The following is a 14,818-nucleotide window of genomic DNA, read 5'->3' on the forward strand; positions in this document are numbered from 1 at the left end:
GGTTCAGCTCTCCGATCGGCCGGCGCTGCCGCCGGCGGTGACGGTGGTGGTGCGGGCGAGCTCGTCGAGGATCACGCGCTCGACGACCTCCTGGGCGGGTCCCCAGCCGTGCCGGACGCCCGCGGCGACCGCGCGGCCGGGGCGGGCCTCGGCGACGGAGCGGCCGAGGGCCTCCGCGATGCCCGCCGGCGTCGGCCGGGCCCAGCGCGCGCCGGGGTGCGGCAGGTCGGCGCGGGCGTCGGCGGAGTCGTTGACGACCGCGACCGTGCCGCAGGCGAGCAGCTCCTCGGCGACGAGCGAGATGTTGGTGAAGGACAGCGCGATGCCGGCCGAGCAGCGGTTGTAGAGCGCGGCGAGCTCGCGCGGGGCGAGCGTGCCGTGCTCGATCACCGGGAGGTCCCAGGCGTCGGGCGCGGTGCCGTAGACGTGGATCGGCACGCTCGGGTGCTCGGCGTGGAAGAGCGCCAGCGCCCGCCGGCCGAGCAGGTAGCCGCGGCGGTCGGCCGAGGGCTTCGCGTAGAAGACGACTCCGGAGCGCGCGCCGTCCGGGTTGTCGAGCCGGTAGGTGCTGGTGTCGCAGCCGAACGGCGCCGTCTCGCTCGCCACGCCGAGCGCGTCGAGGTGCGAGCGGACCATCGCACCGAGCGCGATCGTGCGGAAGCCGAACCGGTAGCTGTCCTCCGCCAGCGCGGCGAGCGTGCCGTGCGGGTGGAAGAACGGCTCGTAGTCCTGCACGAAGTAGAGCCGGGCCATCGGCGCGGTCCCGCGGGTGGCGAGCACGTGCGCCGTCTCCCACGAGGTCGCGACCGCGGCGTCGACGCCGGTGATCCCGTCGTCGGCGCTGCGGATGTCGACGTCGAGCCAGGGCCAGCCGGCGCGGATGATCGCGGCGCGGGTGGCGAAGTCGGCGCCGTGCCGGTCGTAGAGGAAGAGCGTGCAGCGGTGGCCGCGCTCGCGCAGGCCCTGGACCATCCGGAACAGGGTGGTGTGCCCGCCGGAGCCGCGGTCGGGCGGGGTGCAGATCCAGCCGATCGCGGCGGGGCCGCCCGAGCCCTCGGGGGCGGCGGGCAGGCGGAGCAGTCCGGAGTCGGCGATGTCGGCGTGGAGCAGCGGCATGTCCAGCTCGCGGACGCCCACCCGGTCGCCGAGCGAGCGGACGGCGCGCTGCAGCAGATCGCGCCCGCCGGTGCTGCGCAGGCGCCGGACGAGCTCGCGGGGGACGCGGGTGGCGCGCATCAGTAGCTCCCCTCGCGGTGCCAGCGGCGCCAGGCCCGGTCGGTGCGCAGGCGCCGGAGCACCCGCTCCGCCAGGAAGCGCGGCGAGAAGCGGCCGTTCCGCGGGCGGAGCAGCCGCGACTCCAGCCGCTCCCACTCCGGCAGCAGGCCCGCGTCGCCGAAGACGGCCTGCGCGAAGCCGAGGTGCTCCTGGAGCTCCGCCACGTCCGAGCCGCCGCTGTCGAAGCGCTGCGCCCCGCGCACCAGCGCGTCGCGGGCGAGCGCGGTGCGGGCAAGGTGCTCCAGCTCGGCGCGCCGCTCGAGCCGCGAGCCGGGAGCGGCGAAGAAGGTCTCGAAGGCGAGCAGCCGCTCGCGCAGATCGCGCAGCGGTGTCACCGCGTCCGAGCGGCTCCCCGCGTGCTCGCGGTGCCAGGCCTGATCGGCCCCGCGGATGTAGGCGACGTCGGACGCCGCCGCCAGCCGCAGCCAGAGCTCGAGATCGTAGGTGTGCGGCAGCGGACGCGGCCAGCCCACCCGGTCCAGGACCGAGCGCCGCACGAGCACCTCGGGCGAGGTGATCACGTTGACGCCGGTGCGGCAGCGCTCGTGCAGCCAGTCCTCGCCCGACCAGAGCAGCCACGAGGTCGGCGCCGTCCGCGGCTCCGGGAGCGCGTGGCCGTCGGTGAAGTGCAGCGGATGCCCGTAGACCATCCCGACCGACGGGTGTGCGCGGGCCACGGCGACCGCGCGGGCGAGCGCACCCGGAGCGATCACGTCGTCGGCGTCGAGGTACCAGGAGAACTCCCCGGTCGCGACGGCGAGCGCGACGAGCACGCTGCCGACCGGGCCGAGGTTCCGCGGATTCGCGAGCACCAGCACGCGCTCGTCGCCGGCCGCGATCGCCCGGGCCACGGCGAGCGAGTCGTCGCTCGAGCAGTCGTCCACGATCACCAGCTGCACCCGGACGCCGGTCTGGCCGAGGGCGCTCGCCGCGGCGGCGGGGAGGTAGAGGGCGTAGTCGTGCAGCGGGATCAGCACCGAGACGAGGGCGTCGGAGGTGTCGATCGCCTGGACGGGCACGGCGCGGCCGCGGCGGGTGCCGACGTCCACAGTCGCCGGGGGCGTCGTCGCCGGGCTCGTCATCGCAGGACCCCGACGGCCGGGGCCGCCGTGCTCCGCGCGGACAGCAGCGACTCCGCCACGTACTCCTGCTGCGCCGCGGTGATGCCGGGGAACAGCGGCAGCGTGAGCAGCTCGCCGGCGAAGGCCTCCGCCTTCGGCAGGGCGCGCGGGCGGCCCGAGACGGGCAGGAACGGGGTGAGCAGGTGCACCGGCACGGGGTAGTGCACGCCGGTCGCGACCCCCGCCTCCGCGAGCGACGCGCGCAGCCGCTCGCGCTCGGGCGTGCGCACCACGTAGAGGTGGTGCACGTGCTCGTTGCCGGGCGCGGTGCGGGGGAGGACCAGCCCGCCCACGCCGTCGAGCAGCTCCGCGTAGCGCGCGGCCGCCTCCCTGCGCTGGCGGTTCCACTCGTCGAGGTGCGCGAGCTTCGCGCTCAGCACGACCGCCTGCAGCGAGTCGAGCCGCGAGTTCGTGCCGACGACCTCGTGCCGGTAGGCGCTGAGGCCGCCGTGGTTGCCGAGCCGGCGGACGGCCGCGGCGAGCTCGTCGTCGTCGGTCATCACTCCGCCCGCGTCGCCGTAGGCGCCGAGGTTCTTGCCCGGGTAGAAGCTGGTGCCGGCGATCGCGCCGAGCGACCCGGCGCGCGCGCCGCGGCGCCGCGCGCCCTGGGCCTGCGCCGCGTCCTCGACGATCCGCACCCGCGGGCCGAGCGCGGCCGCGAGCTCCTCCACCGGGGCGCACTGCCCGTAGAGGTGCACGGCCATCACCGCACGGGTGCGCGGGGTGACCGCCTCGGCGGCGGAGGCGACGTCGATCAGGTAGTCGTCGTCGCAGTCGACGAACACCGGCGTCGCCCCGGCGCGGACCACGGCCTCGGCGGTCGCGACGAAGGTGTTCGCCGGGACGAGCACCTCGTCTCCGGGGGAGAGCTCGAGTGCGAGCAGGGCCAGCTCGAGCGCATCCGTCCCGTTGCCCACCCCGATGGAGTGACGGACCCCGCAGTACGCGGCGAACTCCTCCTCGAACCGGGTCACGTCGGGTCCGCGGACGAACGACGACTCGGCGAGCACCCGGTCGAAGCCCTCCCGGATCACGTCGGCGACGACGAGGTGCTGCAGGTGCAGATCGGCGAGCGGGACGATCGGCTCGGTGGTCATGACAGGGTCCTTCGGTCGGCGGTGAGCTCGCGGACGCGGGCGAGGAGCCAGGTCCGCAGGAGGAGGAGGTAGAGGAGTCCGCCGACCGCGCCGCCCAGGAGCAGGGCGAGCCAGTCGGCGTCGAGACCGGCGGCGGCGAGCGCCGGCGGCACGAGAGCGGCGGCACCGGCCGCGGCCGCGGCGGCGCGCGCCGGCGGCAGCAGCGCGCGGGCCACCCCGCGCAGCTCCACGCCGATCGAGCGCAGCAGCCAGGCGAACGCCGGACCGACGACCAGCGCCGCCACCCCGATCTGCGCCCAGGCCGCGCCGACGAAGCCGCCGCCGAGCACCGCCGGGACGAGCGCGATCGTCAGCGCCGCGAACCAGACGCCCTGCACGATCGCAACCCGGCCGGAGCCGCCCCGCGCGAGCGCCGCCGAGCTGAACAGGTCGTAGACCACCCGCAGCGCACCGACGAAGCCGAGCAGCGCCAGCGCACCCGCCGCGGGAGCCCAGCGCTCGCCGTAGACCACGTGCACGAGCGGCGCGGCCAGGGCCGCGAGCACCGCGCCGAGCGGGGCGGCGAGCGCCCAGGTGAGCCCGGCCGCCGCGGCGACGGGAAGGGGCCGGCCGGCCTCGTGCGCCCGGGAGAACGCGGGCAGCGCGACCGAGCGGACGACCTGCCCCACGGCGGTCATCGGCCAGGTCGAGATGTTGAAGGCGAGGACGTAGTAGCCCAGCGCGACCGGGTCGATCAGCCCCGCGATCACCACCTTGTCGGTGCCGAGCACTCCCCAGGAGATCAGATTGGCGATCGCGACCGGCAGGCCGAAGCGGAGCGCGGACGGCGCGATCGAGCGGTCCCAGCCGAAGCGGGGCCGCTCGCGCGCGGCGACGAAGAGGAGCACCAGCGTGAGGGTCTGCGCCGCCACCCTGGCGATCGCGAGCGCCAGCACTCCGGTGCCGGCGGCGAGCAGCGCGAGGGTGATCGCGCTCGAGACCAGGAAGTCGGCCGCGGCGATCAGGAAGAGCGGGCGCTGGGCGAAGCGGCGCTGCAGGGCGGCGTAGGGGACGACGCCGGCACCGGCCAGCGGCAGGGTGATCGCCAGCACCGCGAGCACTCCCGCGGTCTCGGGCGAGTTCGTCGCCGCGGCGATGGCGGGCGCGGCGGCGGCCGTGGCGGCGCCGAGGGTGCCGCCGATCACCAGGCCGAGCACCGCCACCGTCGGCGCGCGCCGCTCCGGATCGCTCGAGCGGATCAGATCGGTGCTGAGCCCGAAGTCCGACAGCGCCATCATCACCGACTGCACGGTCAGCGCCAGGGCGTAGACGCCGAAGGCCTCCGGAGCGAGCAGCCGCGCGAGCACGATCCCCAGGCCCAGGCTGCTGAGCCGGAGCGCGATCGTGCTGAGCGCGCTCCAGCCCAGCGCCGAGGTGATCCGTCCGGCCGCGACGGGCGGAGAGTCGACGGCGGTCACGAGAGCGGCCTCCGCGCGCGCTCGCCGCGGCGGACGAAGCGGCGCCACTCCGCCGTGCCGACGACCGCCGGCCAGCACTCGGCCGCGACGGAGGCGTAGCGGGCGCCCTCGGCGTGGTCGGCCGGGTTCGCGGAGGCGCGGTGCCGCAGCGCCCAGCCCATCGCCTCCTGGGCGAGCGCCCGCGAGGCCTGGGTGCGCCGGTCGCCGCCCTGCGCCCGCCGGCCGGAGGAGTCGTGCCCGGCCGCGGTGAAGAAGTGCTCGATCGTGCGGTGCCGCTCGCGCAGCTCCGCGAGCGGGTCGGTGCTCGGCGCCGGGTGGCACCGCGTCTGCACGGCGCCGGTGATCCGGCCGATCCCGCTGATCGCGGCCAGGCGCAGCCCGTAGTCGAGATCGGCGGTGCGCGGCAGGTCCTCGGCGTAGCCGCCGAGCGCGTCCGCGACCTCGCGGCGGACCAGGGCGGCGTGATCGACCAGGAGGTCGGAGCCGTGCCGGCTCGTCCGCTCGATCCAGTCGGCGCCGCTCCAGAGCGTCCACTCGACCCGGCTCGCGGGCGCGGTCGCGGGCCGGACCGACACCTCGGCGTCGCCGTGCACTGCGCCGACCCACGGGTGCGCCGCCAGGAGCGCCGCGGCCCGCTCGAGCGCGCCCTCGGTCAGCACGTCGGTGCTCGGCAGCACCAGCACTGCGTCGCCGCGGACCAGGCGGAGGCCGGCGTTCCGCGCGGCGAGCACACCGGCACCCGGGCGGGCGGCGACCACCCGGACCCGCTCGTCGGCGTCGGCCGGCGTCGCGACGTCCGCGTCCGTCACCACGACGACGTCCAGCCGCACCCCGCGCTGCGCGAGCACGCTCGCCAGCGCGGCCGCGGGGCTCTCGCCGCCGACGGCGGCGAGCACGACCGACACCAGCGGTGCCGGTCCGGAGAGGGGGAGGGCCGGCGACCGGCGTCCACGGGCGGCGTTCATGCGGTCGCTCCTTCGAGAGTGCTGTCCGTGCGCCGAGTGGCGACGGGGTCGATCCGGAGGGAGGCGGGCACGCCCACCCAGGTCTCGCCGGCCGGCTGGTCGCGCAGCAGCACCGCGCCCATGCCGAGGGTCGCCCGCCGGCCGATCCGCGAGCGCTCGCGGACGGAGGCGCCCATGCCCAGGTACGCCTCCTCGCCCACCCGCACCCCGCCGCCGAGGGTGACCCCGGCGCAGAGGGTCGCGAACGAGCCGATGCGGTCGCCGTGGGTGAGCGTGACGTTCGGCATCGCCACCACGTGCCGGCCGATCGCCACGTCGGCGGTGAGGACGACCCCGGCCAGCAGGATGCTGCCCGCGCCGATCCGGCAGTCGTCGGGCACGTGGATGCTCGAGTGCACCAGGCGGGCGTAGCGGGAGTCGGGCACGCCGGCCGCGCGGAGGCGGTCGACGATGCGCGCCCGGCCGCTGCCGTGCCCGACGCAGACGGCGATCTCCGCACGGGGGTGCTCGGCGATCGCGTCGAGCCCGCCGATCACGGGCACGCCCGAGAGCTCGGTGCCCCAGCGCGCGGCGCCGTCGTCGACCACCGCGATCGCGCGGTGGCCGCCGCCGGCCGCGAGCAGCGCCAGGGTCTCCCGCGCCAGCCCGCTCGCGCCGACCAGGATCAGCTCACGCACGGAGCACCTCCGCGCGCGGGGCCGTGCCGGTCAGCCGGGCCGGAGCCAGCACCGCCTCGATCACGCGGTCCTGGTCCTCCTCGTCGAGGGCGTGGAAGAGCGGCAGGATCAGCGTCCGGTCGGTCAGCCGCTCGGTCACCGGCAGGCGGTCCGCGTTCGGGTGGCCGCGGTAGGGCGGCTGGCGGTGCGCCGCCATGATCCCGCGCCGAGCCGAGACGTCGCGCGAGGCGAGCTCGGCCATCAGACCGTCGCGGTCGAGCGGGTACTCCTCGCCGATCTCGAGCCAGAACGACTGGTAGTTGCCCGTCCCGTGCTCCGGATCCGCGACCGTGCGCAGCCCCGGCACGCCCGCGAAGGCCGCGGTGTAGCGGGCCGCGAGCGCGCGCCGGCGCTCGATCAGCGCGGGCAGGCGACCGAGCTGCACGAGGCCGAGGGCCGCCTGCAGATCGGTCATCCGGAAGTTGAAGCCGACCTCGTCGTAGTGCTCGGGCGGCGCGAGCACGCTGCCGTGCCGGTCGGCCGCCGAGACCGACATCGAGTGCTCGCGGAGCCGCCGGGCGCGCGCCGCGAGGTCCGCGTCGCCGGTGGTCAGCATCCCGCCCTCGCCGGTCGTGAGCAGCTTGCGCGGGTGGAACGACCACGCGGTCAGCTCCGCCCCGGCGCCGACCGGCCGGCCCCGGTACTGCGAGCCGGCCCCGCAGGCCGCGTCCTCGAGCACGAGGATCCCGAGCGGATCGCAGAGGGCGCGGATCGGCGCGAGATCGACCGGGACGCCGCCCTGGTCGACCGCGATCACGGCGCGCGTCGCCGGCGTGAGCGCCGCGGCGATCGTCGCCGCCGTGACGTTCCCGGTCGCCGGATCCACGTCCGCGAACACCGGGCGGCCGCCGGCGTGCACGACCGCGTTCGCCGTCGCGATGAAGGAGAAGGAGGGGACCACGACGTCGTCTCCGGCCGCGACGCCGCCGACGACGAGCCCGAGGTGCAGGGCCGTGGTGCAGCTCGACAGCGCGACCGCGTGCTCGACGCCCATCGCCTCCGCGAACGCCGCCTCGAACCGCGCGACTCGGGGGCCCTGCGCGATCCAGCCGGAGGCGACGACCTCGGCGAGCGCCTCGATCTCCTCCGCCCCCAGCCAGGGCCGCATCACGTCGATCCGGCCCGTGCGCGCGCCGCTCATCGGGTCGCCCCGCTCAGCTCGGGTGCGTCGACCCGCTCCGCGCGCCACCACTCGACCAGCGAGCGCAGTCCGCTCTCCAGATCGAACGCGGCGACGAAGCCGAGCTCGTCGCGCGCCGCCCGCGTGTCGGCCAGGCGCCGGGTGACGCCGTTGACCGAGCGCGCCGGCGCGAACGTCACGGCGAGGTCCGAGTCCATCACGTGCAGAAGCGTGCGGGCGAGCTCCAGCAGGCTGGTCTCGACCCCCGTGCCGATGTTGAACGCGCCGTCGCGGCCCGCGGTCGCGGCGACCACGTTCGCCCGGGCGACGTCGTCCACGTGCACGAAGTCCATCGTCTGCGCGCCGTCGCCCAGGATCAGCGGCGGGACGCCCGCCTCGATCCGCTCCATCCAGCGCACGAGCACCTCGGTGTAGAGGCCGTGCACGTCCATCCTCGGCCCGTAGACGTTGAAGTAGCGCAGCGCCGTCGAGCGCAGCCCGGACATCGCCCCGAAGCTCGTGAGCATCCCCTCCGTGAAGGCCTTCGCCGCCCCGTAGATCGTGTCGTTGGCGTACGGGTTGTTGCTCTCCGGAGTGGGGAACCGCGTCGCGAGCCCGTAGACGGAGGCGCTCGACGCCGCCACCACCCGGCTCACGCCGTGCGCCGCCGCCGCCTCGAAGACGGTGAAGGAGCCCTGGGCGAGCACGTCGAAGGCCAGGCGCGGGTCCTCCGCGCACTGGGTGATCCGGATCGCGGCCTGGTGGAAGACGACGTCCTTGTCGCGCACGACGGCGTCCACCGTCGCGCGGTCGCGGATGTCGCCCTCGATCAGCCGCACGCGGCCGTCGTCCAGCGCACGGGCGAGGTTCTCCCGGCGCCCGCGGACGAGGTTGTCGAGCACGTCGACGCGGGCGACCCCGCAGTCGAGGAGCCGGTCGACGATCGTCGAACCGATGGTCCCGGCGCCGCCGGTCACCAGGACCTCGGCGCCCGCCAGCGAGACGGCGGCGGCCGGCGAGACGGCGGCGGTGCTCAGCTCAGCCACGACGCCTCCTCCACGCGGATCGCCGGGGCGGTCGTGCGGCTGACCTGGCCGGCGTCGAGCAGCCGGTCGCTGACCTGCTCCAGGACGCTGAGCACGCGCAGGGCGGCGCGGCCGTCGGTGCGGGGCGCGCGGCGCTCCGAGATCGCCGTCGCGAACTCCGTCACCATGTCGGCGAGCGGCTCGCGCTCGGGCAGCGCGGGCGACCAGGTGTCGCCGAGGCGGTACGAGATCGCCGCGTCGCGCCGCGAGGTCCCGCCGCGCAGCGAGGTGCCGAGGTCGACTCCGCGGTCGAAGACGCTGAGCCGCTGCTGCGGATTCACGTCGTCCCAGACCAGCGTGCGCCGCGAGCCGCCGATCACCATCCGGCGGATCTTGGTCGGGCTGAGCCAGTTCACGTGCACGTTCGCGATGGCGCCCTGCCCCAGCGGCAGCGTGAGGTAGCCGACGCAGGCGCGCCCGGAGCCGAGCGGGTCGGAGCCCTGCGCGGCGACGGTGCCGGGGCGCAGGCCCCCGGGGATGATGAAGTCGAGGATCGAGAGGTCGTGCGGTGCGAGGTCCCAGAACACGTCGACGTCGGGCTGGATCAGCCCGAGGTTGATCCGCACCGCGTCGACGAAGAGCACGTCGCCGAGCGAGCCGGCGGCGATCAGCTCCTTCATCTTCAGCACGGCCGGCGTGTAGCAGTAGGTGTGGTCGGCCATCAGCACGACGCCCGCACGCTCCGCGGCGTCGACCATGTCGATCCCGAGCACGCTGGAGTCCGCGAGCGGCTTCTCGACCAGCACGTGGAGCCCCGCGGCGATCGCCGCCATGGCGATGGCGTGGTGGGTCCGTGCCGGAGTGGCGATCGCGATCGCGTCGAGCCCGGGCAGGTCGAGCACGTCCGAGAGCGAGCGCAGCACCGGCACGGAGCCGTTGGCGCGGGCGACGTTCTCCGCGCGGACCGGGTCGAGGTCGCAGATCGCGACCAGGTCCCAGTCGGCGCTGGCGGAGAAGTTCCGCGCGAGGTTCGGACCCCAGTAGCCGGCGCCGACGAGTGCGACGCGGAGCCTCCGGGAGGGGATGGTGGTGGTCATGGCGGGTTCCTTCGGGTGAGGGAGGGCGGCGTGCGGGCACGCCGAGGGGACCGGGCTCTCCGACCAGGGAGAGGGAGCGCGCGGACGGGGGCGGCGCGTCGGGGCACGCCGGGGAGGGGACGGCGGGGAGAGCGCCGGAGTGGAGGAGAGAGGAAGGAGGGGAGGAGAGAGGAAGGAGGGGAGCGGAGGGTGCGTCAGTACGCGCCGACCGGGCGCAGCATCACGCGCAGGGTCCGCCAGAGGATGAGCAGATCGCCGGCCAGCGACCAGTTCTCCACGTAGTAGAGGTCGAGCCGGACGCCGTCCTCCCAGTCGAGCTCGGAGCGGCCGCCGGTCTGCCACAGCCCGGTGATGCCGGGCTTGATGTAGAGCCGCCGGTTGACGACGTCGTCGTAGCGCTCCACCTCGCTCAGCAGTGGCGGCCGCGGGCCGACCAGGCTCATGCTGCCGCGCAGCACGTTCCAGAACTGCGGCAGCTCGTCCAGCGAGTAGCGCCGCAGCACCCGGCCCAGCGGCGTGACCCGCGGGTCGTTCCGGAGCTTGAACAGCAGCCCCGAGCCCTCGTTGGCCGGCCGCAGCTCGGCGAGCCGCGCCTCGGCGTCGACGGTCATCGAGCGGAACTTGAGCATCGTGAACATCTCGCCGGCCCGCCCGACCCGCTGCTGCCGGAACAGCGCGGGCCCGGTGCTGTCGCGGCGGATCAGCACCGCCAGCAGCGCGAGCAGCGGCGAGAGCGCGACCAGCGCCGCGGCCGAGACGGTGACGTCGAGCACCCGCTTGAGCGCGTGCCGCGGCCCGGAGTAGCGCGGCGGCTCCACCCGCATCAGCGGCAGGCCGTCGACCGGCCGCCAGTGGATGCGCGGGCCGGCGACGCTGCTGAGCCCCGGTGCGAGCACCAGCTCGACCGCGAACGGCTCGAGCGCCCAGCAGAGCCGGCGGAGGAAGGCGTCGCCGCCGTCGACCTGCCCGGCCACGACGACCGCGTCGGCGCGCTGCTCGACCACCGCCTGCGCGATCCGGTCGATGGCGCCGACGACGGGGATCGTGCGGCCGTGGACCGTGATCGAGCGCCGGCCCTCGGTGGGGACGCCGGTCTCGGCGCCGAGCGCGACGCCGACGACGTCGTACTCCACCCGGCCGCGCCGGCGGTCGATCTGCGTGACGATGTGCGTCACGTCGTGCAGCCCGCCGGCGACGATCACCCGGGACAGGGCGCGACCGGCCCGGCGCTCGCGGGCCAGGTGGCCGCGCGTCAGGGCGTGCGCCGCCAGCATCCCGCCGAGTCCGACGGGCAGCGCCACCAGCACGTGCAGCCGCGGCAGATCGACGTGGCTGAGCACCGAGGCGACGGAGGCGAGCCCGAAGGTCGCGATCGTCGCCGAGAGCAGGCGGCGGAACTCCTCCGCCCCCGCGCCGATGCGGTGGTGGAGGCGCCGCTGCGCGAGCAGGACGGACGCGATCCAGAGGATGAGGAGGGCGGCGGCGACGACGAGGTCACCGGAGCGCGGCTCGGTCGACCAGCGCAGTCCCGCGGCGAGCGAGACGGCACCGAGGACGACGAGGGTGTCCGCGGCCAGGACCCTCCGCGAGAAACGGCGGCGCCAGCTCGAGGCCTCGGCCGGCGGTGCCGGGACGAGGACGAGGGCGCGCGGATCGCGCTGAGGAGTCCGGGCCGCGGCGGAGACGGCGGTCACCGGCGTCTCCTGCTCTCACCACCGCTCGTATGCCTCGCCGCCGCAGCGCGGCGACAGAGGGTCGAGAAGGGGTGGAGCCGGGGGGAGGGCACGCCGACGGCGCGCACCAGTGGTGCATTCAAGGGGATCAACCTGCATTTCGGGCTTACAGGGAAGGGGGTGCTTCTGTGCGGCTCGGACGTCGGAGAGGTTTCGGGGCCGCTCTGCGCCGTCGCCACGTCGACACCGCGGCGACCGTCGTGCTCCCAGGATGAGCAGGGCGGTCGAGGCGGGGCCTCGCGTCGGGAGGCGGAGCACGACAGGGTTCGTGCGGCGCCGTTCCCGGTGATCGGGTGGTTCGCTGCTGAACTTAGCCCTCCTGGCAACCCGGTACGTGACCCCACTTCAGGGGTGTCGGAATCGATGACATCCTCAGAGAGCGTTCCGGCAGGATTCGGCCCGACTTCTAGAATCGTCGAGGTGTCGAGTGCGCGATCGGGTCGCGCGTCGGCGTCGCAGGACTCCCGGTGCCCCCGATCGCCAGGAATCGAGACGGAGCATCAGGATCCTCGCGCGGTCCGGGAGGTCACCTCCCGGGCCGCGTCGTCGCGACCGGGTGTCTCCGCCGACGACTACAGTCGAGGGGTTGACCCGACCCTGAGGAGCATCCGCGCGTGTCGAACGAATCGTCGAACGTCCCCGAATCGTCTGAATCCGCCGCCGGCGCGACCGTCGTCGCCGAGGCCGGCACCGGGTTCACGCACTTCAGCGACCGCGCGGTCGTGGCGATCCGGGTCAACGGCGAGCTGAAGGACCTGGCCGCCGACGTCGTCCCCGGCGACCGGATCGAACCGGTCCTGATCTCCTCGCCGGACGGCCTGAGCATCCTCCGCCACTCCGCCGCGCACGTGCTGGCTCAGGCGGTGCAGCAGAGCAACCCGGAGGCGAAGCTCGGCATCGGCCCGCCCGTCACCGACGGCTTCTACTACGACTTCGACGTGACCGAGCCGTTCACCCCCGAGGCGATGAAGGCGCTCGAGAAGGCGATGGACCGCATCGTCCGCCAGGGCCAGCGCTTCGTCCGCCGCGTCGTCACCGAGGACGAGGCGCGCGCCGAGCTCGCCGCCGAGCCGTACAAGCTCGAGCTGATCGGCCTGAAGGGCGCGGGCGCCGACGGCGAGTCGGTCGAGGTCGGTGGCGCCGAGCTCACCATCTACGACAACGTCGACCCGCGCACCGGCGAGACGGTCTGGAAGGACCTCTGCCGCGGCCCGCACCTGCCCAACACCCGGATGATCGGCAACGGCTACGCGCTCACCCGCAACGCCGCCGCCTACTGGCGCGGCTCCGAGAAGAACCCGCAGCTCCAGCGCGTCTACGGCACCGCCTGGCCCACGAAGGACGAGCTGCGCGCGCACCAGGCCCGCCTCGAGGAGGCCGCCCGCCGCGACCACCGCAAGCTCGGCCACGAGCTCGACCTCTTCTCGTTCCCGGACGAGATCGGCTCCGGCCTCGCGGTCTTCCACCCCAAGGGCGGCATCATCCGCTACGAGATCGAGCAGTACATGCGCGAGCAGCTGCTCGCCCACGACTACGAGCTCGTCTACACGCCGCACATCACCAAGGGCGATCTCTTCCTGACCAGCGGTCACCTGCAGTGGTACGCCGAGGGCATGTTCCCCCCGATGCACCTCGACGAGCTGCAGGACGAGGACGGCACGGTCACCCGCCAGGGCCAGGACTACTACCTCAAGCCCATGAACTGCCCGTTCCACAACCTGATCTTCCGCTCGCGCGGCCGCAGCTACCGCGAGTTGCCGCTGCGCCTGGCCGAGTTCGGCACCGTGTACCGCTACGAGAAGAGCGGCACCCTGCAGGGCCTCACCCGCGTCCGCGGCCTGACCCAGGACGACGCGCACATCTACGTCACGCAGGAGGACGTGCCGGCCGAGCTGACCCGCAACCTCGAGTTCGTGCTCCAGGTGCTGCGCGACTACGGCCTCGACGACTTCTACCTCGAGCTCTCCACCAACGAGGAGGGCAACCCGAAGTTCGTCGGCGCCCCCGAGCAGTGGGAGTCCGCGATCGAGTCGCTGCGCGCCGTCGCCGTCGCGTCCGGCCTCGAGCTGGTCCCCGACCCGGGTGGAGCCGCGTTCTACGGCCCGAAGATCTCGGTCCAGGCCCGCGACGCCATAGGCCGCACCTGGCAGATGTCGACGATCCAGCTCGACTTCAACCAGCCCGAGCGCTTCGAGCTCGAGTACACCGCGACCGACGGCACGAAGCAGCGCCCGGTGATGATCCACCGCGCCCTCTTCGGCTCGATCGAGCGCTTCTTCGCGATCCTCACCGAGCACTACGCCGGAGCCTTCCCGGTCTGGCTCGCGCCGGTCCAGGTCGTCGGCATCCCGATCGCCGACGAGTACCTGCCCTACCTCGAGGACGTCGTCGGACAGCTGAAGAAGGCCGGCGTCCGCGCCGAGATCGACTACTCCAGCGACCGGATGCAGAAGAAGATCCGCAACGCGACGCTGCAGAAGGTCCCGTTCCAGCTGATCGTCGGCGAGAAGGACCGCGACGCCGGAGCAGTCAGCTTCCGCTTCCGCGACGGCACCCAGGAGAACGGCATCCCGGTCGCCGACGCCGTCGCGCGGATCCGCGAGGCCATCGCGACGAAGGCGCAGGTCTGAACGTGACGGACGCGTCGGTGCCGGAGGGCGCGGAGTCCTCCGCGCACCTCGCCGGCGTGCCGGACGAGTTCCAGCGCCTGTGGACCCCGCACCGGATGGTCTACATCCAGAAGGGCCAGCCCGGCGCCGACGACTGCCCCTTCTGCGTGGCGCCCACGCTGAGCGACGAGGAGGGGCTGATCGTCGCCCGCGGCGAGCACGCGTACGTGCTGCTGAACCTCTTCCCGTACAACTCGGGCCACCTGCTGGTCTGCCCGTACCGGCACATCCCGCTCTACGACGAGGCCACTCCCGAGGAAGTGGCCGAGATCGGCGCGCTCACCCAGACCGCGATGCGCGTCATCCGCGGCGTCTCGAACAACGACGGCTTCAACCTCGGGATGAACCAGGGGGCCGTCGCGGGCGCCGGCATCGCCGCGCACCTGCATCAGCACGTCGTGCCCCGCTGGGCCACCGACGCCAACTTCTTCCCCATCATCGCCCGCACGAAGGCCCTGCCCCAGCTCCTCGGCGACGTCCGCGCCAGCCTCGCGGCCGCCTGGCCCCACCCCTAGCCCGCCCGCAGCGCCTCGTGCTGGTCGA

General features: G+C 74.5%; 12 protein-coding genes. 2 read left to right on the plus strand and 10 right to left on the minus strand.

Translation table 11 applies throughout. The features are described 5' to 3' along the window. Window positions 1-3: 3 nt before the first annotated feature. The 10 genes from GSU72_RS07785 to GSU72_RS07830 all read right to left on the minus strand — a co-directional run bounded on the left by GSU72_RS07785 (window position 4) and on the right by GSU72_RS07830 (window position 11,567). On the minus strand, window positions 4-1,236 hold the full coding sequence (locus GSU72_RS07785; RefSeq protein WP_159984506.1) for a glycosyltransferase family 1 protein: 1,233 nt from the start codon (window positions 1,234-1,236) through the stop codon (window positions 4-6). Further along, on the minus strand, window positions 1,236-2,357 hold the full coding sequence (locus GSU72_RS07790; protein ID WP_159984507.1) for a glycosyltransferase family 2 protein: 1,122 nt from the start codon (window positions 2,355-2,357) through the stop codon (window positions 1,236-1,238). Before GSU72_RS07790 ends, GSU72_RS07785 begins: the two co-directional genes overlap by 1 nt. Further along, window positions 2,354-3,493: a DegT/DnrJ/EryC1/StrS family aminotransferase gene (locus tag GSU72_RS07795; RefSeq protein ID WP_159984508.1), complete on the minus strand. Its 1,140-nt coding sequence runs from the start codon at window positions 3,491-3,493 to the stop codon at window positions 2,354-2,356. The genes GSU72_RS07790 and GSU72_RS07795 overlap by 4 nt, the downstream gene beginning before the upstream one ends. Continuing rightward, a complete protein-coding gene (locus GSU72_RS07800) occupies window positions 3,490-4,950 on the minus strand; it encodes an oligosaccharide flippase family protein (protein ID WP_159984509.1) in 1,461 nt (486 codons plus the stop codon). Before GSU72_RS07800 ends, GSU72_RS07795 begins: the two co-directional genes overlap by 4 nt. Next, window positions 4,947-5,915, minus strand: a complete 969-nt coding sequence (locus GSU72_RS07805) for a glycosyltransferase (protein ID WP_159984510.1) — start codon at window positions 5,913-5,915, stop codon at window positions 4,947-4,949. The genes GSU72_RS07800 and GSU72_RS07805 overlap by 4 nt, the downstream gene beginning before the upstream one ends. Next, window positions 5,912-6,592, minus strand: coding sequence for a NeuD/PglB/VioB family sugar acetyltransferase (locus GSU72_RS07810; protein ID WP_159984511.1), 681 nt, complete (start codon window positions 6,590-6,592; stop codon window positions 5,912-5,914). The genes GSU72_RS07805 and GSU72_RS07810 overlap by 4 nt, the downstream gene beginning before the upstream one ends. Then, entirely contained in the window at window positions 6,585-7,772 is a 1,188-nt protein-coding gene (locus GSU72_RS07815) for a DegT/DnrJ/EryC1/StrS family aminotransferase (RefSeq protein WP_244256041.1), read from the minus strand. The genes GSU72_RS07810 and GSU72_RS07815 overlap by 8 nt, the downstream gene beginning before the upstream one ends. Beyond that, on the minus strand, window positions 7,769-8,797 hold the full coding sequence (locus GSU72_RS07820) for an NAD-dependent epimerase/dehydratase family protein (protein WP_244256042.1): 1,029 nt from the start codon (window positions 8,795-8,797) through the stop codon (window positions 7,769-7,771). Before GSU72_RS07820 ends, GSU72_RS07815 begins: the two co-directional genes overlap by 4 nt. Further along, entirely contained in the window at window positions 8,785-9,873 is a 1,089-nt protein-coding gene (locus GSU72_RS07825; protein ID WP_159984512.1) for a Gfo/Idh/MocA family oxidoreductase, read from the minus strand. Before GSU72_RS07825 ends, GSU72_RS07820 begins: the two co-directional genes overlap by 13 nt. Window positions 9,874-10,067: 194 nt before the next feature. Next, window positions 10,068-11,567: a sugar transferase gene (locus tag GSU72_RS07830; RefSeq protein WP_159984513.1), complete on the minus strand. Its 1,500-nt coding sequence runs from the start codon at window positions 11,565-11,567 to the stop codon at window positions 10,068-10,070. A 761-nt stretch (window positions 11,568-12,328) separates the two neighbouring features. Here GSU72_RS07830 and thrS point away from each other — a divergent pair. After that, window positions 12,329-14,236, plus strand: a complete 1,908-nt coding sequence (gene thrS / locus GSU72_RS07835; RefSeq protein ID WP_244256102.1) for a threonine--tRNA ligase — start codon at window positions 12,329-12,331, stop codon at window positions 14,234-14,236. 2 nt (window positions 14,237-14,238) lie between these two features. After that, the gene (locus tag GSU72_RS07840) at window positions 14,239-14,790 is read left to right on the plus strand and encodes an HIT domain-containing protein (protein ID WP_159984515.1); all 552 of its coding nucleotides are present in this window, start codon (window positions 14,239-14,241) and stop codon (window positions 14,788-14,790) included. Window positions 14,791-14,818 lie beyond the last annotated feature (28 nt).

The sequence above is a fragment of the Rathayibacter sp. VKM Ac-2760 genome, from assembly GCF_009834185.1.
GTDB lineage: Bacteria > Actinomycetota > Actinomycetes > Actinomycetales > Microbacteriaceae > Rathayibacter.